At 70.9% G+C, this 24,379-nt stretch carries 20 protein-coding genes; 4 read left to right on the forward strand and 16 right to left on the reverse strand.

What is annotated here, in order from left to right:
- Positions 1–108: 108 nt before the first annotated feature.
- Together ABZS97_RS24875 and ABZS97_RS24880 are read right to left on the reverse strand one after the other, a co-directional pair.
- A complete protein-coding gene (locus ABZS97_RS24875) occupies positions 109–963 on the reverse strand; it encodes an alpha/beta fold hydrolase (protein WP_356140588.1) in 855 nt (284 codons plus the stop codon).
- Positions 964–1,155: 192 nt separating this feature from the next.
- Positions 1,156–1,602: a MarR family transcriptional regulator gene (locus tag ABZS97_RS24880; protein ID WP_356140590.1), complete on the reverse strand. Its 447-nt coding sequence runs from the start codon at positions 1,600–1,602 to the stop codon at positions 1,156–1,158.
- Between the two features lie 93 nt (positions 1,603–1,695).
- Here ABZS97_RS24880 and ABZS97_RS24885 point away from each other — a divergent pair, with 93 nt between their 5' ends.
- A complete protein-coding gene (locus ABZS97_RS24885) occupies positions 1,696–2,070 on the forward strand; it encodes a cupin domain-containing protein (protein WP_356140592.1) in 375 nt (124 codons plus the stop codon).
- Positions 2,071–2,088: 18 nt separating this feature from the next.
- Here the strand turns inward: ABZS97_RS24885 and ABZS97_RS24890 are convergent, their stop codons facing one another.
- Complete coding sequence (locus tag ABZS97_RS24890; protein WP_356140594.1) at positions 2,089–3,063, reverse strand: hypothetical protein; 975 nt, start codon at positions 3,061–3,063, stop codon at positions 2,089–2,091.
- Complete coding sequence (locus ABZS97_RS24895; RefSeq protein ID WP_356140653.1) at positions 3,060–6,503, reverse strand: DNA polymerase III subunit alpha; 3,444 nt, start codon at positions 6,501–6,503, stop codon at positions 3,060–3,062. The genes ABZS97_RS24890 and ABZS97_RS24895 overlap by 4 nt, the downstream gene beginning before the upstream one ends.
- A gap of 165 nt (positions 6,504–6,668) precedes the next feature.
- Here ABZS97_RS24895 and ABZS97_RS24900 point away from each other — a divergent pair, with 165 nt between their 5' ends.
- On the forward strand, positions 6,669–7,706 hold the full coding sequence (locus tag ABZS97_RS24900) for a DUF3533 domain-containing protein (RefSeq protein WP_356140596.1): 1,038 nt from the start codon (positions 6,669–6,671) through the stop codon (positions 7,704–7,706).
- 117 nt (positions 7,707–7,823) lie between these two features.
- On the opposite strand, the gene ABZS97_RS24905 is transcribed toward ABZS97_RS24900, so the two are convergent.
- The 9 genes from ABZS97_RS24905 to ABZS97_RS24945 form a co-directional block, all read right to left on the reverse strand.
- Positions 7,824–9,008, reverse strand: a complete 1,185-nt coding sequence (locus ABZS97_RS24905; RefSeq protein WP_356140599.1) for a S1 family peptidase — start codon at positions 9,006–9,008, stop codon at positions 7,824–7,826.
- A gap of 176 nt (positions 9,009–9,184) precedes the next feature.
- Positions 9,185–10,123, reverse strand: coding sequence for a slipin family protein (locus ABZS97_RS24910; RefSeq protein ID WP_356140602.1), 939 nt, complete (start codon positions 10,121–10,123; stop codon positions 9,185–9,187).
- A gap of 105 nt (positions 10,124–10,228) precedes the next feature.
- Positions 10,229–10,900 (reverse strand): hypothetical protein, encoded by a 672-nt coding sequence (locus tag ABZS97_RS24915; protein WP_356140603.1) that lies wholly within the window; start codon positions 10,898–10,900, stop codon positions 10,229–10,231.
- Between the two features lie 111 nt (positions 10,901–11,011).
- A complete protein-coding gene (locus ABZS97_RS24920; protein WP_356140605.1) occupies positions 11,012–11,908 on the reverse strand; it encodes a S1 family peptidase in 897 nt (298 codons plus the stop codon).
- A gap of 235 nt (positions 11,909–12,143) precedes the next feature.
- The gene (locus ABZS97_RS24925) at positions 12,144–12,941 is read right to left on the reverse strand and encodes a DUF1684 domain-containing protein (protein ID WP_356140607.1); all 798 of its coding nucleotides are present in this window, start codon (positions 12,939–12,941) and stop codon (positions 12,144–12,146) included.
- Positions 12,942–12,945: 4 nt separating this feature from the next.
- Positions 12,946–13,914 carry an LLM class flavin-dependent oxidoreductase gene (locus ABZS97_RS24930; RefSeq protein WP_356140610.1) on the reverse strand — a complete coding sequence of 323 codons (969 nt, stop codon included), beginning with the start codon at positions 13,912–13,914 and terminating at the stop codon, positions 12,946–12,948.
- Between the two features lie 46 nt (positions 13,915–13,960).
- Positions 13,961–14,755 (reverse strand): amino acid ABC transporter ATP-binding protein, encoded by a 795-nt coding sequence (locus ABZS97_RS24935; protein WP_356140612.1) that lies wholly within the window; start codon positions 14,753–14,755, stop codon positions 13,961–13,963.
- Positions 14,755–16,632 (reverse strand): FAD/NAD(P)-binding protein, encoded by a 1,878-nt coding sequence (locus tag ABZS97_RS24940; RefSeq protein ID WP_356140655.1) that lies wholly within the window; start codon positions 16,630–16,632, stop codon positions 14,755–14,757. The genes ABZS97_RS24935 and ABZS97_RS24940 overlap by 1 nt, the downstream gene beginning before the upstream one ends.
- Positions 16,633–16,682: 50 nt before the next feature.
- Positions 16,683–17,528 (reverse strand): amino acid ABC transporter permease, encoded by an 846-nt coding sequence (locus ABZS97_RS24945; protein ID WP_356140616.1) that lies wholly within the window; start codon positions 17,526–17,528, stop codon positions 16,683–16,685.
- Between the two features lie 489 nt (positions 17,529–18,017).
- On the opposite strand from ABZS97_RS24945, the gene ABZS97_RS24950 reads away from it, so the two are divergent.
- Positions 18,018–18,977, forward strand: coding sequence for an ABC transporter substrate-binding protein (locus ABZS97_RS24950; protein WP_356140618.1), 960 nt, complete (start codon positions 18,018–18,020; stop codon positions 18,975–18,977).
- Between the two features lie 102 nt (positions 18,978–19,079).
- On the opposite strand, the gene ABZS97_RS24955 is transcribed toward ABZS97_RS24950, so the two are convergent.
- Positions 19,080–20,324: a DUF5685 family protein gene (locus ABZS97_RS24955; protein WP_356140621.1), complete on the reverse strand. Its 1,245-nt coding sequence runs from the start codon at positions 20,322–20,324 to the stop codon at positions 19,080–19,082.
- A gap of 332 nt (positions 20,325–20,656) precedes the next feature.
- Between ABZS97_RS24955 and sepF the strand changes: the two genes are divergently transcribed.
- Positions 20,657–21,097: a cell division protein SepF gene (gene sepF, locus ABZS97_RS24960; RefSeq protein WP_356140623.1), complete on the forward strand. Its 441-nt coding sequence runs from the start codon at positions 20,657–20,659 to the stop codon at positions 21,095–21,097.
- A gap of 54 nt (positions 21,098–21,151) precedes the next feature.
- On the opposite strand, the gene ABZS97_RS24965 is transcribed toward sepF, so the two are convergent.
- Together ABZS97_RS24965 and ABZS97_RS24970 are read right to left on the reverse strand one after the other, a co-directional pair.
- Positions 21,152–22,342 (reverse strand): acyl-CoA dehydrogenase family protein, encoded by a 1,191-nt coding sequence (locus tag ABZS97_RS24965; protein WP_356140625.1) that lies wholly within the window; start codon positions 22,340–22,342, stop codon positions 21,152–21,154.
- A 213-nt stretch (positions 22,343–22,555) separates the two neighbouring features.
- Positions 22,556–24,163 carry an MFS transporter gene (locus tag ABZS97_RS24970; protein WP_356140627.1) on the reverse strand — a complete coding sequence of 536 codons (1,608 nt, stop codon included), beginning with the start codon at positions 24,161–24,163 and terminating at the stop codon, positions 22,556–22,558.
- Between the last annotated feature and the right edge of the window lie 216 nt (positions 24,164–24,379).

Genomic DNA, 24,379 nt, shown 5'->3' on the forward strand with positions numbered 1-24,379 from the left:
CCGGCATCGACACGACCGGCCACCCGGCGGACCGCGTCATCAATCCCGCCTACCTGACGACGGGCTCAGGCCGGACAGCCCCTCCGGGCGCCCTTCCCGGGCAATCGGCTAGGACAGGCAGTTGGTCGCGCTCGCGTGTGCCGGATCGAGGGCGTTCGCCACCTCGTGGTACGCGACGCGGTCGAGGAGCCCGATCGTCACGTGCTCGGAGAGATCGATCGCGCACAGGTCCTGGAGCAGGACGTTGTGGACGTCGGATCCGCTGAGGAACTGCGAGCGGTACGGCGTGACCACCTCGTCGTACTTGGTGGCGATGACCGTGTAGTGGACGCCCGCGACGGTGTCGCCGCCGGCGTTGAGCTTGGTCAGGAACGCGGACCCGGCGACCTGGTCGGCGAGGCCCGGCGCGCCCGAGGACAGCGCGTCCGCGGCGCCCGGGAAGTAGGGCAGCAGGTTGGCCAGCCCGGAGAGGGTGGTGCCGTGGTTGTCGGGGGCGATGCCGACGAGGGCGTTCACCTTGGCGGCTCCGCCGAGGAACTTCAGGTAGTAGCGGGGCATCATCCCGCCCTGCGAGTGGCCTACGAGGTCGGCCTTCGCGGCGCCGGTCGCGGCCAGCACCCGGTCGACGAAGACCTGGAGCTGCCCGGCCGACTTGTCGATGGGACCGAGGCCGTTGAAGAACGGGACGTTCGGCAGCTGGCCGTAGTCGAGGGAGAAGACGCAGTAACCGCGGTTCTCCAGGTACGGCGCGAGGGCCAGCCAGTTGTCGACGGAGTTTCCGAGGGTGCCGTGCACGAGGACGACGGGGCGGGGGTGGGCCGCGGACGGCTTGCAGGAGTAGTCGTTCCAGCCGGTGCTGGGAGCGGAGTCGGCTCGGGCGGTGGCGGCTGCGGGGACGGCGGTGACGGCGGCGGCCAGCAGTACGGCGGCCAGCGGTCCGAGAGCTCTCTTCCAGGGCAGCATCGTGTGATCTCCTTGCGGCTCAAGGGAGTTGCGACGGCGTACGCCCTGTGATCCGGATCACGAGGATGCTGTTCACTCGTCAAGTTACGAGTGAGTAGTGCAAGTGTGAAGTTACGCGTCAGTAAAAACTTCCAGTGTTAGTTACGTTCGAGTTGAACTCGTCCGAGAACACGGGCAAGCACCGACAAACCATCACCAGGCGGGCCTGATAGGACCATAGGGTGCGATGCGCAGCAACTGATCGCGCAACACGCGCACTTCACCCTCCCCGAGCAGCTCGACCCACGGACGGACCGCGTCGGCCGCCGCCGCCTCCGCGGCGCGCGTGCAGGCCCAGCCGAGGTCGGTGAGCACCAGCAGGCGGGCGCGCGCGTCATCGGGATGCGGCCGCCGTTCGACGTACCCCTTGCGCACCAGCTCGTCGACGAGCTGACTCGCGGCCTGCTTGGTGACGCCGAGGTGGGCGGCGAGGTCGGTGACCGTCGCCCCGGCAGGGGCGAGCCGGGTGAACGCGAAGCCGTGCGCGGGCCGCACTCCCTCGAATCCGCGGGCGACCACACCGTCGTTGATGCGCTGGGTCAGCTCGCCGGCGGCGGCGAGCAGGGCTGCGGACAGGGCCAGGGCCTCGGAATTCTGCACGGGAGCATTGAAACACCCTTGACACAGTGGTCAAGCAGCTTGACTATAGAGCGACATAGTCAAGCTGCTTGACCACTTTCCGAGGAGAAAACCTTGCCCATCGTCCATTCGTCCGAAGCCGTCACCCACGAGATCCACGGCGCCCGTTTCGTCTCGTACGCCACTCCTCTCAGCGGCAGCAAGGAGCTGTGCGCCTGGCGCGGCGAGATCCCGGCCGGAACGAAGGCCCCCCTGCACACCGTCAACCGTGAGGAGATCTTCCACCTGCTCGGCGGCGAGCTGCTGATCACGCTCGACGGCCGCACCGAGCGCATCACCGCGGGCGACACGGTGATCATCAACCCCGGCGCGACCTTCGGCGTCGAGAACCCGACCGGGGAGACCGCGATCTCCTGGGTCACCACGTCCATCGGCCTGGAGGCGGAGCTGGCCGACGGCACCCGGATCGTTCCGCCGTGGGCCAACTGATCCGGAGCCGCCGGCGGATCACGCGGCCAGCGTCCCCGGCACGATCACATGCGGGCCGAACTTCGCCCGCGCCCGGTCCGCGACCTCCTCGATTCTGCGGACCTTCTCGTCCACCGGGTCGAAGGTGAGCTGGTGGGAGGCCTGTTCGGCGGGGCCCAGCCCCTCGGCGCGCAGGGCGATCGAGCGGACCCGGGCGCGCTGCAGGCCGAGTGCCTCGTACATGCGGTACGCCGTGGCGGTGAGCGCCGAGGAGTGGGCGGTCGGTTCCTTGAGGGTGCGGCTGCGGGTGGTCGCAGACCGGTCGGCGTAGCGCACGGTGAGGGTCAGGGTGCGGCAGACCTTCTCCAGGGCGCGCAGCCGGGTGCCCAGTTCCTCGGCGGCGGAGAGCAGCGCACGACGGTGCCGGTCCGGGTCCAACTCGTCGTGGTTGAAGGGGCGTTCGGTGGCGAGAGCGCGCGAGGTGGCGTTCGGTACGACGCGGCCGCGGTCGATGCCGGACGCCTTCTCGTGCAGTTCGCGGCCGGTGCGCGCGCCGGTGAGGCGTTGCAGGGTGGACAGAGGTGCGGCGGCGACCTTGCCGAGGGTGTCGAGGCCGTACTCGCACAGGGTGCGGGCGGTGGCGGAGCCGACTCCGGGCAGGGTGGCGACGGGCCGCTCGGCGAGGAACTCCGCGACGGCGCCCGGCTCTTCGGGCACCACGCAGGTCATGCCGGGGGCGGACGCACGCAGGGCCATCCGCGCGAGCATCGGTCCCGGCCCGGCGCCGATCACACAGTCGATGCCGTATCTGGCCAGCGCCCGCACCCGGATCAGCGAGGCGAACTCCACGGTCCCCCGCCCGAAGTACCGTTCGGCGCCCCGCAGGTCCACCAGCGCACCATCGGGCGGCAGCGCCTCGACGACGGGCGTGAACTCCTCCAGGAGGCCGAGGAGTTGAGGCAGCACGGCCTCCCGCGTCGAAGGCAGTTGGAAACGTACGCAGAGGATGGTCATCCCGCACTCCCCGGACTCTGGTGCCACAGCTTCTTTCCGCCCGCGGGCCCTTCACCCGCGGGGCGCAGATCGGCCCAGGGGTGCATCACATACCCCGTGGACATACGGATCTGCCTGCTCTCCTTCGCCTCTGCCTGCTCCGGTACCGGCTCCGCGAGCCGCGCCGCCACCAGGTCGATGCCGCCCTCGGCGCGCAGTTCGACGAGTTCGGCGAGGTTCCAGGCGGCCGCGCCCACCACGCTGAGGCTGCGCGGGCCGCGGCGCTGGACGACACCGCGCACCAGCAGCAGCCAGGAGTGGAAGACGGTGTGGGCGCAGGCGTCGTGCGAGTCGTCGAAGAAGGCGAGGTCGACCAGGCCGGTGCCGTCGTCCAGCGTGCTGAAGATGACCCGCTTGCCGGAGCGGATCGGCGGGGTCTGGGTGGCCGCCTTGGCGCCCGCGACAAGGACCGTCTCGCCGTGCCGCGCCTCGCGCAGCCGACGGGCCGTCACCACGCCCAACTCGTCCAGGAACTCCCGGTGGTCGTCCATCAGGTTGCGCGAGGCGTCCATGGAGAGCACGCCCAGCTCGGCGCTGAGTTTCTCCGCCGAGGAGAGGTCGGGCAGCCCGGCCGAGGCGGTCTTCCGGCCGCCGGACAGCGGGAGTTGGCCCCCGCGAGCGCCGCGCGCACCCCGGTGCAGTTCGGTCAGGTGCAGTTGCAGGTCACGGCGGTTGGCGCCGAACGCGTCCAGTGCGCCGACCTGGGCGAGCCGCTGCGCGAGCGGCCGGCTCGGCCGGGCCCGCTCCCAGAAGTCGAGCAGCGAGGCGTACGGCTGCCCGTCCGCGATCCGCGCCGCCTCGGCCTCGCTGATGCCGTGCACGTCCGAGAGCGCCAGCCGCACGCCCCATCGGCCAGGAGCATCAACCGATTCAGACACCAGTTCGATACGGTGGGCGACCGCCGACCGGTTCACGTCCAACGGCAGCACCGGCACCCCGCGCCGCCGCGCGTCCGCCAGCAGCAGCCGCTTCGGGTACATCCCGGGGTCGTGCGTGAGCAACCCCGCGTAGAACGCGGCCGGGTGATGGGCCTTCAGCCACGCCGACTGGTAGGTCGGTACGGCGAAGGCGACCGCGTGCGCCTTGCAGAAACCGTACGACCCGAAGGCCTCGACGATCTCCCAGGTGCGCGCGATGGTCTCCGCGTCGTACCCGCGCACGGCCGCGTTCTGCGCGAACCAGAAGCGGATCCGCCCCTGCGACTCCGGGTCGGACAGCCCGCGTCGCGCACGGTCCGCCTCGCCGCGCCCGCAGCCGGTCATGATGTCGATGATGTCGATGATCTGCTCGTGGAAGACGACGACTCCGTACGTCTCCTTCAGCGGCTTCTCCAGGTCCGGGTGCGGGTAGCGCACGGGCGCCCGGCCGTGCCGTGCCTCGATGAACGGCCGCACCATGTCGGCGGCGACCGGGCCCGGCCGGAAGAGCGAGATGTCGACGACGAGGTCGTGGAAGGTAGCGGGCTGAAGGCGTCCGACCAGGTCCCGCTGGCCCGGCGACTCGATCTGGAAGCAGCCCAACGTCTCGGTGGACTGGATGAGCCGGTACGTCGCCGGGTCGCCCGGCGGCACCGCGTCCAGGTCCGGGGAGACCCCCGTAGCCCGCTCCACCTCGGCCACCGCGTGCGCCATCGCGGACTGCATCCGCACGCCGAGCACATCCAGCTTGAGCAGCCCGAGGTCCTCTACGTCCTCCTTGTCGAACTGCGCCATGGGAAACCCCTCGCCACTGGTCGGCATCACCGGCGTACGGGCGAGGAGCGAGGCGTCGGAGAGGAGGACCCCGCACGGGTGCATGGCGACGCCGCGCGGGAGGGCGTCGAGTGCCTCGACCAGCTCCCACAGCCGTCCGTACTTCTCCTTCTCCCCTGCGAGAGCCCGGAGTTCGGGCAGTTCGTCCATCGCCGCGCGGGCGTCGCGGGCCCGGATGTGCGGGAAGGACTTGGCGATCCGGTCGATGTCGGCCGGGTCCAAGGAGAGGGCGGCGCCCACGTCGCGGATCGCGTGGCGGACACGGTACGTCTCGGGCATCGCGACGGTCGCGACCCGTTCGGTCCCGAACCGGCCGATGATCGCGCGGTACACCTCCAGGCGGCGCGCGGACTCCACGTCGATGTCGATGTCGGGCAGCACGGAGCGACGCTCGGACAGGAAGCGCTCCATCAGCAGCCCGTGCTCGACGGGGTCGGCGTGCGCGATGCCGAGGAGGTGGTTGACGAGGGAGCCCGCGCCGGAACCGCGTGCGGCGACCCGGATGCCCATCTTCCGTACGTCGTCCACGACCTGAGCGACCGTCAGGAAGTAGGAGGCGAAGTCGTGGTGGGCGATGATGTCCAGTTCGCGGTGCATCCGCTCCCAGTACGCACGCCGGCCGGTGTAGCCGCGCAGCACCATGCCCGCCGCGGCCCGGGAGGCCAGGGCGCGCTGGGCGGTGCGACGGCCGGCGCCGACGAGGTGCGGTTCGGGGAAGTGGACGGTGCCGATGCCGAGGTCGTCCTCGGGGTCGACGAGGCACTCGGCGGCCGTGGCTTCGGTCTGTTCGAGCAGACGGTGGGCGGTGTCGCGGCGGTAGCCCGCGGCCTCGACGATCCGTTCGGCGGCGCCCAGCATGGCGGTCGCGTCCTTGAGCCATGCCTCGCCGGAGTCCAGCTCGCGGCGGGGGTCGACGGGAACGAGGCGACGGGCGGCGTCCAGGACGTCGGCGACCGGGCCCATGCCGGGGTCGGCGTACCGGACGGCGTTGCCGAGCACGGGCCGCACCCGCTGCTCGGCGGCGAAGCCGACGGTGCGGGCGGCGAGCCGCAGCGAACCGGGACCGGTGCCCGTGCGCCCGTGCCAGACGGCTTCGAGGCGCAGGGCGTCGCCGTAGATCTCCCGCCAGGGTGCGAGCAGCCTCGCGGCCCGGTCGGGGCGGCCCGCGGCGAGGGCGCGGCCGACATCGGAGGAGGGGCCGAGCAGCACGGTCAGGCCTTCGGCGTGGTTGTCCGGCCAGGGCAGCAGCGGTGGGCCCTCGCCCTCGCCGGCATGCGCCGCCGTAACGATTCTGCAGAGGTCGGCCCAGCCGGCCGCGCCGTCCCGGGCAAGGAAGGTCACGCGGGGCGTGGACTCATCGACGAAGGCGCCGCCACGGACCGGGGTGCGCCGCTTCTGCCCCTCGGCGGGCACCCCGCGCTCCCCGCGCCCGGATTCCTGCACCGCGAGCTCCGCCCCGAACAGCGGACGGATGCCCGCCTTCGCGCAGGCCTTGGCGAACCGGACCGTGCCCGCGAGGGTGTCCCGGTCGGTGAGTGCGAGGGCGTCCATGCCCTGCCCGGAGGCGCGCTCGGCGAGGCGCTCCGGGTGCGAGGCGCCGTATCGCAGGGAGAACCCGGAGGCGGTGTGCAGATGCGTGAAACCCGGCACACGCACCTCCAGTCCCAGGGGCTCACCGGCGAGCCCCGCCGAGTCTTCGAACATTCGTTCCCAACATTCCCACCCCCACCATAGACCAATTTTCGAACTGTTGTACGACATCCATTCGGACCCGTCCCACCTGCACGAACACCACCCGGACCGGACCGTGGGGTCATGACGCAGACAGCCGACGCCGACACCCCGCGCACCTCCTTCCTCGCCGAGGTGAAGGGGGCGGTCACCCCGCGGGCCACCCTGCTCGTCATCGGTGCGATCGCCCTGCAGCTGCTCTTCATCGCCTCCTACGTGGGCGCCCTGCACCACCCGAAGCTCAAGGACGTGCCCTTCGGAGTCGTCGCGCCTCAGGTGGCTGCCGAGCAGGCCGTGACCCGGCTGAAGCAGATCCCGGGCAAGCCGCTGGACCCGCGGGCGGTCACCGACGCCGCCACGGCGCGGAAGCAGATCATGAACCGTGACATCGACGGCGCCCTGGTGATCAACCCGGCGGGCACCACCGACACGCTCCTGGTCGCCTCCGGTGGCGGCAGCGCCCTCGCCCATGCCCTGGACACGCTCATGACCACGCTGGAGAAGACCGAGCGGCGCACGGTGCGGACCGTCGACGTGGCCCCGGCCTCCTCCCAGGACTTCGACGGACTCTCGTCCTTCTACCTGGTCGTGGGCTGGTGCGTGGGCGGCTACCTCTCCGCCTCGATCCTGGCGATCAGCAGCGGCGCCCGGCCCGCCAACCCGCTCCGCGCGGTGATCCGGCTGGTGGTGATGGCGCTCATCGCGGTCATCGGCGGGATCGGCGGCGCGGTCATCGTCGGACCGATCCTCGGCGCCCTGCCCGGCAGTGTCTGCGCCCTGTGGGGCCTGGGCGCCCTGATCATCTTCGCGGTCGGCGCGGCCACGCTCGCCCTGCAGGGCCTCTTCGGGATCGTCGGTATCGGCCTGGCCATCCTGCTGATCGTCATCGCGGGCAACCCGAGCGCGGGCGGCGCCTTCCCGCTGCCGATGCTGCCGCCGTTCTGGCGGGCGATCGGCCCGGCCCTGCCGCCGGGCGCGGGCACCTGGACGGCTCGCTCGATCGCGTACTTCAGGGGCAACGACGTCACCGCCTCTCTGCTGGTCCTCTCCGCATGGGCGGTCGCCGGAACCGGCATCACGCTGGCGGCGGCCTCGCTGCGCAGAAGGCGCGAGACCGTCTGAGGCCGGCGTTCGTCGCCGGAAAGAATCCCGCCCCCGCAGCCTGCGCGGGGGCGGGACCAGAGCACCGCGGCCCGGGGAATTCCCGGGAGCCGGTGCTCTGCCGGGTCGGTGAGTCCGTCAGCCGATCTGGGCGCCGAAGGCCGAGAGCGCCTCGGTGACCGGCTGGAAGAAGGTCTCGCCGCCCGCGGTGCAGTCGCCGCTGCCACCGGAGGTGAGGCCGATCGCGGTGTCACCGGCGAAGAGCGAGCCGCCGCTGTCGCCCGGCTCGGCGCAGACGTCGGTCTGGATGAGCCCGTTGACGACGTCGCCGTTGCCGTAGTTCACGGTGGCGTCCAGGCCCTTGACCGTGCCGTCGTGCACCTGGGTCGTGGAGCCGCTGCGGGTCACCTTCATGCCGACGGTCGCGTCGCCCGCCTTGGTGATCGCCTGGCTGGAGCCGTTGTAGAGGTCGACCTCGCTCGGGTGGGCGGTGTCGGAGGTGTACTTGACCAGGCCGAAGTCGTTGTCCGGGAAGCTGGACTGCTCGTTCGTGCCGATCTGGTTGCCGCTGGAGTCCGACCAGGTGGAGATCGCCTCGGTGCAGTGCCCGGCGGTGATGAAGTACGGCTGGCCGCCCTTGACCACGTTGAAGCCGAGCGAGCAGCGCCCGCCGGAGCCGCTGATGGCGTCACCGCCCGCGATGAAGGGCTTGAACTCCCCCTTCGTGCGCTGGAGTTCGGTGGTGGCGCCGAGGCCGTCGACGACCTTGGTGAGCTTGGCCCACTCGGCAGCGGAGACGGTGCGGTCCGCGGTGACGACGACCTTGTTGGTCTCCGGGTCGGTCGCCCACGAGGTGCCGGGGATGGTCGCGTCCTGCCGGAGCGTCGCACGGGTGCTCTTCAGTTCGGCCAGGGAGTTCTCGACGACTCTGGCCTTGGCGCCGGCCGCCTCGACGGCGCTCGCCGCGTCCTCGTCGAGCACGTTCACGACGAGATGCTTCGCCTTCGCGTCGTAATACGTTCCCGCCGCGTCGGCGCCGAGGTCCTTGCCGAGGGTCGAGGCGAGCTTTCCGGCCGCCGCGATCGAGAGCGTCTCGGGCGCCGAACTCTTCGGCGCCTCACTGGCGTTCGCAGTCTGGAAGGTGACGCCCGCGGCGACCAGTGCGGCGATGCCCGCACCTACCGCGACCGCACGGCGCTTGGGTATACGTCGGTGCTTCAACTTACGTCCTCCTGTGGGGGGCGGGCCCGGGAGGTTGTGGGGACCCCCAGGACCGGAAGGCGTACGGGCATGAAGGCGGCACACAAAAAAAGCCGCGTTCATGCCAACGGTCGGCGCCCACTATTCCGAGGCGCACAGGGGGCACACAAGGTCGACTTCAGGACGAGCATGCGACCACGGGCGTACGCCCCCCGCGCGGGCCCTACCAGGTGGTCACCCCCGGTGGGTTCGCACTGCAAACGCCCGGGAGCGCTTATGCACCGCGCCGCCCGCGAGGTCTAGTCCTGTCCGAATTTCGATGCCTCGGGGTCCGAATCCGACCGCGGTGCACGCGGCGGCAGTTGCTCCTGCACCGATTGCTCGGCCTCCTGCGTCGGATCCTGAGCCTCCGGCACCGCCCGCAGGGGGCCCTGTGCCGGTTGCTGCGCCGGTTGCTGAGGGCCGGACTGCGGCGCGGCCTGCTGGGCGCGCTCCAGGAAGCGCAGCAGCTCCACCGGGAAGGGCAGGACGAGGGTGGAGTTCTTCTCGGCGGCGACCGCCACCACCGTCTGCAGCAGCCGCAGTTGCAGGGCCGCGGGCTGCTCGGACATCACCTCGGCGGCCTCCGCGAGCTTCTTGGAGGCCTGCAGTTCGGCGTCCGCGTTGATGACCCGGGCGCGGCGTTCGCGGTCGGCCTCGGCCTGCCGTGCCATCGACCGCTTCATCGTCTCGGGCAGCGACACGTCCTTGATCTCGACGCGGTCGATCTGCACACCCCAGCCCACGGCCGGACTGTCGATCATCAGCTCCAGGCCCTGGTTGAGCATCTCCCGGTTGGACAGCAGATCATCGAGATCGCTCTTGCCGATGATCGACCGCAGTGAAGTCTGCGCCATCTGGGAGACCGCGAAGCGGTAGTCCTCGACCTGGATGATCGCGTCCGACGGGTTCACCACCTTGAAGTACACGACCGCGTCGACCCGCACCGTGACGTTGTCGCGCGTGATGCCCTCCTGCGCGGGCACCGGCATCGTCACGATCTGCATGTTGACCTTCTGCAGCCGGTCGACGAAGGGCACGACCATGGTGAACCCGGGGCCGCGCACCTCCGAGCGCAGCCGCCCCAGCCGCAGCACCACACCACGTTCGTACTGTCTGACGACGCGGGCTCCCGCCATCACGTAGACCAGCCCCACGGACGCGAGGGAAACTCCCGCGGCCACCAGCTCCTCGACCATGACGACCCCCCGGGGTCCAAAGTCGGCGCACCAGGTATGTACTTCGACGGTAACTCCCGGCACACCCAAAGGGGAGGGCTCAGTCGGCACACCCGTGCTGAGGGCTCAGTCCGGGAATCCCTCGCGCTCCACCCTGGCCCCCCGCATGAGGTCCATGCTCCGCTCATGGCTGTCGCCCACGGCGTCCGTGACCCGTACCCGCATGAGCAGCACGTCGATCTCGTCGACGAACCGCTGCGCGAACACGCCTGCCTCCACGGTGCTGTGCCCGGTACTGCCCGACAGGGGGAACCCAGGGCTGAACGTCCCCATCCGATAGTCCTTGCCGAACACGAACCGGGCTGCGGCCAGTTCGGCGATCAGCCCGGCGTGATCGGTCCACGGGCCGGGTTCCCCGCCGCGCGGCACGCACTGGTAGTCCACCCGCTCCACCACCGCGTGGTGCTGGCCGCCGTTGAGGACGCCCACGCGCCAGGCGCGTTCGTCCGGCTCCAGGTCACCGCGCGCCCAGGTGGAGCGCCAGCCGAGCGCCGGCCGCACCGTGCGCGCGTACTGCGCCCGGGCCAGCACACCGGCGACGGCGACCGCCAGCAGACTGCCCAGCGGGTTCATGTCCATGAGCTGCAACCGCCAGGGCCACTGCCGGGCGGCCTCCCCGGTGACGTTCGCCCGCACGATCTCCCAGAGCAGGACGAGGGTGAGTACGGCGAGGAGCACGATCGGCGTGATGGACAGCAAGGGGCTGCGGCGTACTCGGCGTTGGGCGTCCTCGTGCATGTCCCGTTCCCCCTGAGGATGCGACTGAAGTGCCCGGCTGGAAAGCGGTACGACGAGCCCCCGTACGCCGTCGCGTACGGGGGCTCGTCTGCTGCCGGCTGGTCGAAGGTGTCAGCCGACGCTCACGCCGTAGTAGCTCAGAGCCTCGGTGACGGGCTGGAAGAAGGTCGTGCCACCGGAGCTGCAGTTGCCGCTGCCGCCGGAGGTCAGACCGTAGGCGACGGAGCCCGCGTACAGCGGACCGCCGCTGTCGCCGCCCTCGGCGCAGACCGTGGTCTGGATCATCTGGTAGACGACGTCGCCGCCGCCGTAGTTGACCGTGGCGTTCAGTGCCGTGACCCGGCCGCTGTGCGTGCCGGTGGTGGAGCCGCGACGGTAGACCGTCGTGCCCACGCTCGGCGTGGCGGCGCTGCTGATGGTCTGGCTGCCGACCGCGCTCGGGTGGGCGGTCGAGCCGGTGTAGCGCACCAGCGCGAAGTCGTTGGTCGGGAAGCTGTAGCTGACGTTCGTGCCCAGGGTCGTGGTGTGACCCGAGTTGGAGTACCAGGTGGAGGCGACCTCACCGCAGTGGCCTGCGGTCAGGAAGTAGTAGGTGCTCCCGCTGTGCACGTTGAAGCCGAGCGAACAGCGGTACTGGCCGCCGTAGATGGCGTCGCCGCCGGTGATCAGCTTCTTGAACTTGCCGGGGGTGTGCTTGATCGTGAGGGCGCCGGCGGTGCTGCCCGCGTCCTTCTTGATCTTGGCGATCTCGGCCTTGGAGACGGTGCTGTCGACGGTGACGACCACGCGGTTCGTCTTGGCGTCGACCGCCCAGGCGGTGCCCGCGACGTCGGACTTGAGTACCGAGGCCTTGGCGCTGCTCAGCTCGGTGGTGCTGAACGTGTGGGCGTCGGACGCGTTCGCGGTGGGGACGGCGAACGCTGCGGCGGCCGCGAATCCGGTGGCCACGGCGATCAGCCGGGTCCGTCTCGCTATGCCACTACGGGGGGTGGTGCGCTTGATCCTCACTTGTCGTTCCTCCACTGGGGAAGTCGGGGGCCCGCGTGGGGTCGGGGCCCGTGAGGCGCAGCCGGGGGCAGCTCGTCCGGATTCCGGACAAGCCGTGCTCCTGACAAGCGCTGTGGGGGAGTATTCGACTGCACGGCCGACGGGCGCAAGGGCGCCTTTCGGCCGTGCAGTGTTCAACTTGCGTATGCCGTCAGGGAGTTGATCTTTCGAGGCGGACGACTCCGCTCGCGAAGGCTCAGATCAGGTGCCGCTCCCCCGCCGCGACCGCCGTGTCCAGGGTGTTGCCGGGCGGCGGGAACGGGCAGATGAAGTGGTCGGCGAAGGCGCACGGCGGCAACTGCGTGCGGTTGAAGTCCACCGTCGTACGCCCCTCGGCGTCGGGCGCCGACGGGTGGAGGAACCGGAAACGGTAGCTGCTGCCCCCGCTGGTCGCGTCGGCGAAGACGGCCCACAGGGATCCGTCGCCCTGCACGGACACCTGGAGCGTGCGGTCCTGCCCGTCCAGCGAGAAGGCTAGTTCGCCGCCGAGGCCGAGGCCGCGCGCACGTCCGTCCGCGTTCTCGACGCGTACGGTGCGGTCCTCTCCGTACGGCGTGAAGCGGCCCGGCACCGACCAGCGCGCGTCGTACGCGGTCGCCTCGATGCCCTGGAAGGCTGCGCGTGCGGGCGCTTCGGGGTCGAAGTCGCGGACGCCCCAGATGCCCTCGCGGACGAGGACGACGAGCCGGCGCCCGCCGTGCGCGACACGGGAGGCGGCCGCGGGCCCGGAGTCGGCGCCGAGGCGGATCTCGCCGGTGAAGAGCTTCCCGTCGACCGTGAGGCCGCCGTCCGTGAGAGCGTCCGTCTCGCCGACGGCGAGCACCACCGCGTCACCGGCGGCGGTCCACCGCCCGGGGATGTCCGGAAGTCGCCCCTCCGGATAGTCCTCCAGCCAGTGCGTGCCCGTGAGCGAGAGCGGTCCGTGGGGCGCCGACACCGCTTCGGTGCGGTGCTCGTGCCACCGCTTCCAGTCGTCGGATGCGTCCGTCGTCATGTGATCAACCTTTCCATACGGGGTCCGGAAGCCCGAGCCTGTTGGCGGCCCGGGCCAGGCCCAGGTGCTCGCGGAGGGTGCTGCCCGGGTAGAAGGTGCGGAACAGGCCGCGGTGCTGGAGCAGCGCCACCGTGCCGTTGACCAGTCGTTCCAGGTCACGGAGCGGCTCGACCGGGGTGAGGTGGAAGCCGTCGACGGCACCGGCCTCGTGCCAGTCGGCGATCAGTTCGGCGAGGTCGACGGGACCGCCCCGGTAGAGCGGACCCTGCGCGGTCTGCCGGGGTCCCCCGCCGCCGTGGCCCGGTGCGGCCGCCCGCTCGCCGCCTCCGAGGTCCACGTGGAGCGAGCCGAGGACACGCAACCGGTCGGGGTCCCGCCCGAACTCCCGTACCGCGGAGCGCAGTTCGGCCCGTACGGCGGCGGCCTGGGCGGGATCCGCGACCCGGACCAGCGCCACGTCGGCGTACCGGGCGGCGACCGGTCGCGCACTCCCCTCCGTGGCGTCCACGATCCGCACCGGATACCCCTGCGGGGGCCGCGGCACGGCCGAGGAGCCCTTCATCGAGGAGTCGGCGCCGTCCTCCCAGCTGTCCCACAGCCGGGCGGCCGCGTCATGGCGGCGGCCCGAGAGCCGGGCCCCGCCCTCGGTCGTCGACACGCCGATGTGCCAGCCGGCGCGGCCGCGGCTGACCCTGTCGAGGGCCGTCACCGCGGCCGGCACCCGGAAGGGCTCGGTGTGCGGGGTGGCCACGGTCGGCACCAGGCCGATGCGCCGGGTGCCGAGCGCGAGTCGGGACAGTACGGCGAGGGCGTCGGGGCCGGGGCCGGCGAAGGTGTCGCCGAGCGTCACGAAGTCGAGTCCACCCCGCTCCGCGAGCCGAACCGCCTCCTCGTACGGGGCGGAGTCGTGCGCCCCCTGCTGGTCGAGGGCCGCGGCCAGGTGCGGCAGCCCCCGGCCGTGCGATCCGGTCATGTGACGAACTCCTGGTCGGGGTAAGGAGGTTCACGGAACCCGGGGTTCACAGAACCTTGGACAGGAAGGCGCGGGTGCGGTCGTGCCGCGGCCGGTCGAGTACGTCGCCGGGGGCGCCCTGTTCGACGATGCGGCCGTCGTCCATGAAGACGACGGTGTCGGCGACCTCGCGGGCGAAGCCGATCTCGTGCGTGACGACGATCATCGTGGTGCCCTGGTGGGCCAGGTCCTTGATGACGTCGAGGACTTCGCCGACCAGCTCGGGGTCGAGCGCCGAGGTCGGTTCGTCGAAGAGCAGCAGCTTCGGCTCCAGGGCGAGCGCGCGGGCGATGGCGACGCGCTGCTGCTGGCCGCCGGAGAGCTGTCCCGGGTAGGCGTCGGTCTTGTCGGCGAGCCCGACCCGGTCGAGCAGACGGCGCGCGGTCTCCACGGCGTCCTTGCGGGGGCGCTTCAGTGCGGAGACCGGGGCCTCGATGATGTTGTCCACCACTGTGAGGTGCGGAAAGAGGTTGAAGTTCTGGAAGACGAACCCGATCCGGGTGCGCTGCCTGAGGGTCTCCCGCTCGCTCAGCTCATGCAGCGTGTCGCCCGAGCGCCGGTATCCGACGTACGAGCCGTCGACGCTGATCGAGCCCTCGTCGGCCTTCTCCAGATGGTTGATGGTGCGCAGCAGCGTCGACTTGCCGGAGCCGGAGGGGCCGAGGATCACCGTGACCTCGCCGGCGCGGACTTCGAGGTCGATGCCCTTGAGCACCTCCAGCGAACCGAAGCTCTTGCGCACGGACCTGATGTCGACCATGGCGGATGCCGTGGTCGTGGCGGGGGTGACGGGGGCGCTCATCAGGCTGCTCCTCGGGCGGGGTGAAGGCCGCGCTCTTGAACGCCGCGGTCGTGAACGTCGTGGTCGTGAACGTCGTGGTCTTGAACCTCACGGTGGTGAACGTCGCCGTCGTGAACGTCGCCGTCGTGAACGCCGTGGTTTTGAAGGTCGCGCAGGAACACCAGCGCGGCGCGCGCCGTCGCGTCGTTCTGCCGGAAGGCCGGGCCGCCGGTGCGGGGCCGGGTGAACGCGCCGGAGCCGCGGGCGTCGGTGTGCGGGCCGAGCGCGAAGCGCCGGGGGTGCGGGGCGCCGGAGCGATCGAGGACGCGGCCGTCGGCGGGGTCGACGGCGAGCAGCCCCTCGGGGGTCGCCGCCGCGCCGTCCTCCCACAGCGTGCGCAGCAGCGCGTCCCGGGTCTGGGCGACCGTGGGGTGCGGAAGCCGTGCCTCGACGAGGGCACGGGCCTCGGTCACCGCGCCGGGCACGGTGGCGCTGCGCGCCCGGAAGACACCGTCCTCTGCCGTGACGGTCATGCCGGCGCCGAGGAACCTCAGGACGCCCGCCCGCGACAGGGCGAGCATCTGACGCAGCCTTGGCCCGGGCGGCCCCGACGCGAGGTAGCTGAAGAAGCCGTGCCACCAGGAGCCGATGTCACCGAGCCGGACCAGCTGGCCGTACACCGAGAGCAGCCCGAGGAATGCTGCCAAGTCCGGGCTGTACGAGGAGTTGTGACGGCGAGTCAGGTCGTTCTCGATGTAGGTGCGCAGACCGTTCTGGAGTTCCTCGGGCGAGTTGTGGCGCACCCCGTCCAGCGGGTGGTCCAGCGCGGCGAGGTCGAGCCGGTCGGCCGGGTCGGGCACGGCGGACGCCGCCAGTGCCTGGAGGTCGGCGCCGTCGCCCGCCGCGTACTTCTCCTCGAACTCCGCCCAGGAAAGGGCCGTGCGCTCGGGGTGGGCGGTGAACAGCCGGTGGTAGTGCGCGAAGCCCAGTTCCTTCTCGACCAGCGGCCACACATCGCGGCGGAAGTCGAAGCCGGCGGGGCGTGCGAGCAGTTCGTCGACCTCGCCGGGCCCGAAGAAGCGCGGCAGCGGCGGGCGTTCGCCCTCCCAGTCGTAGCCGATCTTGGAGTGGTAGGGGACTCCGCGCCGGGAGCCGACGTACAGGACGGGCTCGCGCCCGGACGGAACATAGTCCTCGCCGTCGTGGCGTCCGCCGCGGCCCTCCGTCAGCAGCACCATCAGGTCGACGAAGGCGAGCCCGAAGCCGCGGACGAGAACCGGTTCGCCGGGAGCGAGCCCGGAGAGGTCGCTGTCGGCGGTGAAGTCCGGCGGCAGGTGGAGCAGCCCGTTCTCCCGCGCGTACGCGGCCAACTCGCGCTGTTCCTCGCCGAGTTCGGCGTCGAGGTGGCCGAGTGCGAGGACGACGAGGTCGGCGAGGAGCGGCCGGGGGCGGCCTTCGAGCCAGACCTGCTGGCGGCCCGCGCGGGGCCCGCCGACGCGCAGGGCGCGGGCCGGGTGGTGGTGGACGGTGATGCCCGGAGGCAGGGCGGCGACGGTGTTCTCGTACACCCAGCGCAGATACGCGCCCTGCCGCTGCCGGTCGGCGAAGGTCCGCCCGTCGAGGCCCGCCCACTCGTGCAGGCTGGGGCCTTCGAGGACCGGTCCGGCCATGGCGACGGTCTCGTCGGTGAACATCGTGACGTCCTGGGCCTGCGAGTTCATCCACAACAGCGGTGACTGCTCCTCGCGCCAGATGCGTCCGCCGCCCGGCGGATGGGGGTCGACCAGGTGCACGTCGAGGCCCGAACCGGCGTACAGCTCGGGCGCGTTAGCGGCGATCCGCTCCAGCAGGCCGGTCCCCCGCGGACCGGCCCCCACGATCACCAGACTCGGCTTCAGCACATGGCCGGGCTTCGGCGCGTCACTCGGGTTCAGCACGTCACTCGGCTTCATCGCGTCCGCTCCGAACCGCGCGCGTAGTGCTTCTCGACGTAGTACTGGCCGACGCTGAGCACCGAGGTGACGACGATGTACCAGATCGTGGCGACCATCAGGAGGGGGATGACCTGGTAGGTGCGGTGGTAGACGAGCTGCACGGAGTAGAGCAGGTCCTGCACGGCGATGACGCTGACGATGGAGGTGCCCTTGAGGGTGCCGATCAGCATGTTCCCGGCCGGCGGCACGATGGAGCGCATCGCCTGCGGCAGCACGATCCGGCGCCAACGACGCCATCGGCCGAGCCCCAGCGCCTGCGCGGCCTCGATCTGGCCGCGGCCGACGGAGAGGATGCCGCCGCGCACCACCTCGGCGGCGTACGCGGCCTCGTGCAGTGTCAGGCCGACGATGGCGACGGTGACCGGGCCGAGCAGGTTCACCGTCCGCACGCCGAGGATCTGCGGGTACAGCGCCCCGATGTTGAACCAGAACAGCAGCTGCACCAGGATCGGCATGGACCTGAACAGCCAGACGTACCCCCAGCTCACCGCCCGCAGCACCGGATTGGACGAGAGACGGAACGCGGCGAGCAGGGTGCCCAGCGCAAAGCCGAGCGCCATCACGACCGCGGTCAGCCAGAGGGTGAGCCACAGGCCGCGCAGCACCGAGGCGGAGGTGAAGTAGTCGCCGACGACGTCCCACTGGAACGCCTCGTTGCGGACGACGGAGGTGGCGGCGAACCCGAGCAGTACGAGGACGGCGGCGGCGGTGGCCCACAGACCGGGGCGGCGGCGCGGAACGATGCGCAAGGGCGCCGCGTTGTGCGCAGCGGCCACCTTGACGAGGGTGTCGGAGGACATGCGAAGGCTCCGTGATGCGTGAGTCGAACACGGTGATGCCTTCACAGGCGGCGCCCGCGAGAGCGCCGTACGGCCGAGCCCCTCAGCAGGGCCGTCCGTCGAGAGTACGGGGCTGTTTCCCATGGCTGTCAAGGTTGTCCAGAGTGTGAGCCGTACGTCTCACGTCAGTTGACGCGGAAACGGATGCCTGTTCCACTTGGGCCCATGCATTCGCAGCAGTGGCTGGTCACGCGCTCCCACATCGACTTCGGTCGAGTGTGGTCCTCTTCCTGTTGAGCTGACCTTCCGCGCCCCTTCTGAACGGGCGCTTTCTGCGTTGTCCCGGCGCCTTCGCGCCGTTGCCCACGCCTTCACACACGCGTAGCCCGCGCTCCCCTCCCCTCGCGCTGCCCACTCGACACAGCCCGGTTCGGCAGGCATTCCGCCGACCCGTGTCTGCCCTCTGCCTTCTGCCTTCTGCCTTCTGCCTGTTCAGGAGATCCGTACGCCATGAGTACGTCCGCGCGGCCCCGCCGCCGTGTTTTCCTGCCCTTCGCCCTGATCACGTCCGCCACGCTGCTGCTCACGGCCTGCGGCTCCGGCGACTCCGACGACGGCGGTGGCTCGGGTACCGCCCAGGCCGCCGCCAGGAGCGACCAGATCCCGACCACGGATGTGGTCTCGTCCATCCCTAAGGACGAGACGGCGGCGAAACTGCTGCCCTCCGGCGTCAGCAGCCTGACCGTCGCCATCAGCGTCGGCGGCGCTCCGCCCGGCACCACCTATCTGTCCGACGGCAAGACGCTGACCGGCCAGGACGTCGACTTCGCGGCCGCCGTCGCCAAGGTGCTCGGCATCCGACTGAAGCGCGAGGCCGCCGGCTTCGAGGCGATCCTGCCGGCCCTCGACAGCGGCAAGTACGACTTCGGTGCGAGCAACTTCGGGGTCACCGACGAGCGGCGCAAGGCGATCGACTTCGTCACGTACATCAACGACGGTCAGGGCTTCGCCGCCCGCGAGGACAGCAAGCTGGGGAAGATCACCGACCTGCGGCAGCTGTGCGGGCTGAACGTCGCGACCGGCGCGGGCACCACCTTCGAGGCGACGCTGGAGGACAACAAGAAGCTCTGCACCGAAGCGGGCAAGAAGGCGTACCAGGTGCAGACCTACAGCGAACAGGGCGCCATCTGGTCCTCGTTGCAACAGGGCCGCAGCGACGTGGTGATGAGCACCATCAACGGACTGCGCTACGCCGTCGCCCACCAGGACGGCGTGAAGTTCCTGAACGAGTTCCACCGTCTCGACGTCGGCTTCGCCTTCAAGAAGAGCACCGAGCTGGCGCCCGCCTTCCAGGCCGCGGTGAACAAGCTGATCGCCGACGGGACGTACGACAGGATCCTCAAGAAGTGGGGCACGACAGGCTCGGCGATCGAGAAGTCGCAGATCTCGCCGCCGGAGCTGAAGAACTAGACCGGCTGTTCCCCGGGCCCCGCAAAGGACCCGGGGAACAGCACGGGAAAGAGCACGGGAACAGCACAGCGAAGGACCCGGGAAACGGCGCGGCCTGCCCCGTCACAGCCCGCAGTCGCAGCACGAGCAGCACTCACAGCATTCGCATGCCTCGCAGCAGTTGCAGCACCCGCCGTCGCAGTCGCAGCCGCTCAGGCACCCTTCGCGCTTCTTGCGGGACCACGGGCCCTCGAACTCGTCGGCGCAGCACACCTTGCAGGTGCAGCACACTCCGATCGCGGCCGCACACCCCGCCCAGAAGCCGCGCTTGCCGGGCCGCGGCGGCTCACCGCCGAAGGGGTTGCCGCCGGCGAAGGGGTTGCCACCACCGACGTACGGATTCTGCGGGCTGGACGGCCCGCCCTGCTGAGGCGGCGGCCCGAAGGAACCCTCCGCGCCGTGCGCGCCCCCGTGCGAGCAGGCCGCTGTCCCGAACGCCCGGTCCACCGAGCGCCCCAGCTCGTGCGCGAGCAGCAGATGCGCCAGCTTGCCGTCGGAGCCGTGCCGGCCCCGGGAGCCCTCGGCCCCCCAGGCGACCTCGCGCAGCGCGAGCCGTATCCCGTGCAGCGCGTCATCGGCGAGCCGCCGGGCCTCGGTCAGCGAGGTCTCCGTGGCCGTCAGCGGGTTCCAGGCACCCGACGCGGCGTCGGTTTCCCTGTCCTCCACGGCGTCCAGCAGATGCGCGAGCCGCCCGAAGAGGCGTCCGGCCTCGGCGAGAGGCTCGGCGTTGCCGGGGCGGCCGGCCAGGATCGCGGTGTGCGCGAAGGCCGCGGCGGTCGCCGTCTCGGTCGGCTCGGTGACCGTCAGGATCGGTGTGCCGGGACCGGCGAGCGTCTCGATGCCGAGCTGCCGGTCCACGGCGTCGACGAGTACGGCGGTGTCGAACCCGACGTCGGACCCGGTCCGGGCCCCGGCCCTGTCCCAGCTCGCGGCGACCTTACGCGCGGCGAGGGCCACGGGCCTGCGCGCCAAGAGACCGTCCCCGTCGGCGACATGGTCGCGCACCTTGGCCGAGGCCAGCACGAGGGAGACGGCGGCGGCGAGGCGCGCGCCCTCCCCCTGGGCGACGGAGGCCGTGCGCATGCCGCGCAGCGGACAGGGCCCGGCGGTCCGCCGCCCACCGCTTTCCTGACCGGCCTGAGCCTCCGTCAGAACCGAGATGAGCAGCCCGTCATAGTTGGTGACGACCCGCGCGAGCTGGCCATGGTCCCCGCGCAACGCGAGGCAGAGCCCGCACAGATGCGCCATCCACTGCGCCTTCAGCCCCTCACCGAGACGGTGGCTGCAAGGCCTCACGATTCCGAACACGACACTCCCCCGAGATCCCGTGACACCGCGACAGATACGACGACACAAGTACGACAACACGTACGACGTTGAGCTGCGGCATCGTATCGACCACTCCGTTCACCCGTACGCACCACCCGTCACCCGTCCGCCATGAGAAATCATATTTCACTCTCAGTCAGCAGCCGTTCACAGCAAGACCCTTGGGAGACGCGGGCTCTCGACGGATTCGTTGTGCACCAGTACCGTCACGAAACCCCCGCGCGGCGTCTATCCACTTGGCGCGACATCCGCATCATGGACGACCATGGGGATGCGGAAAGCAAGAAAGACCGCTGTGAGAGGAGGCGTCCATGGGATCGGTGCGCAAGGCGAGTGCCTGGCTTGGCCTCGTCGACGACAACGATGACGAGCGTTACTACGACGACGACAACTACGCCGAGGGTCAGGAATCCGGAGATGCCTGGGTCACCGACCCGCGCGTGAAGGTCGCGTCCGAAACGGCGGAGGAGAAGGGCCGCCGGATCGGCACGGTCACCCCGGACAGCTTCCGGGACGCACGCGGCATCGGCGAACTCTTCCGGGACGGCGTCCCGGTCATCATGAACCTCACGTCCATGGAGCCCGCCGACGCCAAGCGCGTCGTGGACTTCGCGGCCGGCCTGACCTTCGGCCTGCGCGGCACGATCGAGCGGGTCGCCAACCGTGTCTTCCTGCTGACTCCGGCGAACACGGAGATCGTCAGCGGTGAGGCCGCGGGCCGTCAGCAGGACGGTTTCTTCAACCAGAGCTGAGGCAGGGCCGCTCACCGGCCCTGCCCCCGCAGGGTTGTTCAGCCCGCACAGGGCTTACCGGAAGGCATCCAGCCCGGTGAGCGCCTTGCCCAGTACCAGTTGGTGCATCTCGACGGTGCCTTCGTAGGTGAGCACGGACTCCAGATTGGTCGCGTGCCGCATCACGGGGTATTCGAGCGAGATCCCGTTGGCGCCGAGAATCGTCCGTGCCGTACGGCAGATCTCGATCGCCTCCCGGACGTTGTTGAGCTTGCCGAAGCTGACCTGCTCGGGGCGCAGCCGGCCGGCGTCCATCCGCCGCCCCAGGTGGTACGCGAGCAGGATGCCCTTGTGCAGCTCGACCGCCATGTCGGCGAGCTTGGCCTGAGTGAGCTGGAAGCCACCGATGGGCTTGCCGAACTGCTCCCGCGTCTTCGCGTACTCGACGGCGGCCTCGAAACTGGCCCGCGCCGCCCCCATCGAGCCCCACACGATCCCGTAGCGCGCGTGGGACAGACAGCTCAGCGGCCCCTTCAGCCCCACGACCTCGGGCAGGACGGCATCGGCGGGCAGCCGGACGTCGTCGAGGATGAGCTCACTCGTGACGGACGCCCGCAGCGACCACTTGTGCTTGATCTCGGGCGCGGAGAACCCGGGCGCGTCGGTGGGCACCACGAAGCCGCGGATCCCGTCGTCGGTCTGTGCCCAGACGACGGCGACGCCCGCCACCGACCCGTTGGTGATCCACATCTTCCGCCCGTTGAGAACCCAGTCCCCGCCGTCGGTCTTGGCGTGGGTCCGCATGGCACCCGGGTCGGATCCGTGGTCGGGCTCGGTGAGCCCGAAGCAGCCGATGACCTCGCCGGCGGCCATGCCGGGCAGCCAGCGCTGCTTCTGCTCCTCGCTGCCGAAGCGGTGGATCGCGTACATGGCGAGGGATCCCTGCACGGACACGAGGGACCGGATCCCGGAGTCGGCGGCCTCCAGTTCCAGGCAGGCGAGCCCGTACTGCACGGCGGACGCGCCCGCGCACCCGTATCCCTCCAGGGACATCCCGAGCGCGCCGATGGACCCCAACTCCCGCGCCAGCTCCCGGATGTCCGGCAGCTCCCCCTTCTCGTACCACTCGGCGACATGCGGCAGCACCCGGTCCGCCGCCCATGTCCGCACGGTCTCGCGGATCGCGAGGTCCTCCGCGTCCAGCAGGTCGTCGATGCCGAGGGGGTCGGCGGGGTCGAAGGGGGGCAGCTTCGAGGACGCGGACATAGGGGGAGCCTCCGGAACACTAAAACTAGCACCGCTAGTTACGATGTCGACCCGACGTTACGACGCAGTGTCCCGCAAGTCCAGAGCCCCCGAACCCACGGACCCGCGGCCGCCGACGGCGAGAACCCCCACAGGAGAGCTGCACGGGCCAGCCGAGTAGCACGGGCGGTGCGCGGGTGGGAGACATCCGCCGGGCCGAAGGCCCAGGCGGCCCTACGCGGAGACCCTGGGCTCCATGACATCCCGGGGTGCCGGAATCTCAGCCGAGCCCGCCGCAGGCACCCCGCACTCCATGACCCGCGGCAACCGCAGCGCCATCACGGCCCCGAGCAGCAGCAGCCCCGCGCTGACCAGCAGGGTCACATGCAGCCCGTGCACGAAGGACTCCCGCGCGGCATGCCGCAGCGCCTCGCCCCGCTCCCCGCCGAGTCGCGCCGAGACGTCGTACGCCTCCCCGAGCGAGTGCCCCGCCGCGGCCGAGTCGGCGGCCGGGACTCCGGGCACCGACGAAAGCCCGGGCGCGTAGGCCGCGTTCATCACGCTGCCCAGCAGGGCGATACCGATGCCGGCGCCCAACTGGTAGGACGTCTCACCGATGGCGGCGGCGCCTCCCGCCTGGTCCGGTGGCGCCTCGCTCAGCATGGACTCGTAGGCGCCGAAGAGTGTCGTCTCAAGACCGAACCCGAGGAGTACGAAGCCGAAGAGCAGCAGTCCGGCGTTGTCGTCGCCGCCCATCGCGGTGAGCGTGACGACGGCGGCGGCGGTGAGGCAGAAGCCGAAGCAGACCATCGTGCGCGGCCCGAACCGCCGCAGCAGCTTCGCTCCGGCGAGCCCGGAGGCCATCGCCGCGACGGTGAGCGGCAGCAGCCGCAGCCCGGTCTCCAGCGGGGAGAGCCCCAGCACCAGCTGGAGGTACTGCGCGGCGATCAGCTCAAGACCGACGAGGGCCAGCATGGCGAGCACGATGCAGCCGACGGACGTGCTGAAGGCGGGCCGGGCGAACATCCGCAGCTCGACGAGCGGGTGCTCGCGCCGCCGCTGGCGCCGGACGAACCCGGCCATCAGCGCACCGCCGACCAGCAGCGGCAGCAGTGTGTACGGGCTGAGCGGGGCCTCGCCGCCGCCCAGCCGCTTCACGCCGAGGACGAGACCGAAGAGCCCGGCGGCGGCCATCAGGGCGCCGACGACGTCCCAGGGGCCGCCCCGATCCCCGCGCGACTCGGGCAGCAGCATCCGGCCGACCGGCAGGCTGACCAGCATCAGCGGGATGTTGATGAGGAAGACGGAGCCCCACCAGAAGTGTTCGAGGAGGAAGCCGCCGAGCAGCGGTCCGACCGCCGCGCCCACGGCTGCCACGGCGCTCCAGATACCGATGGCGAGCGCCCGTTCGCGCCGGTCGGGGAAGACCTGGCGGAGGATCGACAGGGTCGCGGGCATGATCATCGCGCCGCCGACGCCGAGCAGGGCACGCGCCGCGATGAGGACCTGCGCGTTGTCGGCGAGGGCCGCGAGAGCCGAGGCGACGCCGAAGAGGGCGTATCCGAAAAGGAGGATCCTTCTGCGGCCGACGCGGTCGCCGAGCGTGCCGAAGAGGATCAGCAGCGAGGCGCAGACGAGCGGGTAGACGTCGACGATCCAGAGCAGTTCTATCGCGCCGGGCTTGAGGTCCTCGGTGACGGCGGGCACCGCGACATGCAGCACGGTGGCGTCGAGGGCGACGAGGAGCAGGCTGACACACAGCACCACAAGAACGACCCAGCGGTTTGCACCGGCCCCGGCCTCCCGACGGCAACGCGCTGCGGCCGTGGTCGTCCCGGACATGTACGTACCTCCCAGATGATCCCTCGCGTTCGGCGGGACCGCGGGGTGGGGACTCCCAGCGGCCGTGGCTCGGGAGGAGCGGACTCCCGGCGCCCACGCAACAAAGGCGAGTGAGCGGCCAGCGTACGCGAGTTCTCGCCGATGACGCGTGGTGGACCTCTCACGTTCTCCCACGCGGAGTGTGGCGTGCACCACGCCCCCCAGGGGTGCACCGCA

The organism is Streptomyces sp. NPDC005485, assembly GCF_040606085.1.
Lineage (GTDB): Bacteria > Actinomycetota > Actinomycetes > Streptomycetales > Streptomycetaceae > Streptomyces.

Coding starts and splice junctions, on each gene's coding strand:
- ABZS97_RS24965 (WP_356140625.1), bottom strand. CDS start 22,342: ATGTCCGCGTCCTCGAAGCTGCCCCCCTTCGACCCCGCCGACCCCCTC.
- ABZS97_RS24900 (WP_356140596.1), top strand. CDS start 6,669: ATGACGCAGACAGCCGACGCCGACACCCCGCGCACCTCCTTCCTCGCC.
- ABZS97_RS24935 (WP_356140612.1), bottom strand. CDS start 14,755: ATGAGCGCCCCCGTCACCCCCGCCACGACCACGGCATCCGCCATGGTC.
- ABZS97_RS24875 (WP_356140588.1), bottom strand. CDS start 963: ATGCTGCCCTGGAAGAGAGCTCTCGGACCGCTGGCCGCCGTACTGCTG.
- ABZS97_RS24915 (WP_356140603.1), bottom strand. CDS start 10,900: ATGCACGAGGACGCCCAACGCCGAGTACGCCGCAGCCCCTTGCTGTCC.
- ABZS97_RS24970 (WP_356140627.1), bottom strand. CDS start 24,163: ATGTCCGGGACGACCACGGCCGCAGCGCGTTGCCGTCGGGAGGCCGGG.
- ABZS97_RS24905 (WP_356140599.1), bottom strand. CDS start 9,008: ATGAACGCGGCTTTTTTTGTGTGCCGCCTTCATGCCCGTACGCCTTCC.
- ABZS97_RS24950 (WP_356140618.1), top strand. CDS start 18,018: ATGAGTACGTCCGCGCGGCCCCGCCGCCGTGTTTTCCTGCCCTTCGCC.
- ABZS97_RS24945 (WP_356140616.1), bottom strand. CDS start 17,528: ATGTCCTCCGACACCCTCGTCAAGGTGGCCGCTGCGCACAACGCGGCG.
- sepF (WP_356140623.1), top strand. CDS start 20,657: ATGGGATCGGTGCGCAAGGCGAGTGCCTGGCTTGGCCTCGTCGACGAC.
- ABZS97_RS24910 (WP_356140602.1), bottom strand. CDS start 10,123: ATGGTCGAGGAGCTGGTGGCCGCGGGAGTTTCCCTCGCGTCCGTGGGG.
- ABZS97_RS24890 (WP_356140594.1), bottom strand. CDS start 3,063: ATGACCATCCTCTGCGTACGTTTCCAACTGCCTTCGACGCGGGAGGCC.
- ABZS97_RS24925 (WP_356140607.1), bottom strand. CDS start 12,941: ATGACGACGGACGCATCCGACGACTGGAAGCGGTGGCACGAGCACCGC.
- ABZS97_RS24930 (WP_356140610.1), bottom strand. CDS start 13,914: ATGACCGGATCGCACGGCCGGGGGCTGCCGCACCTGGCCGCGGCCCTC.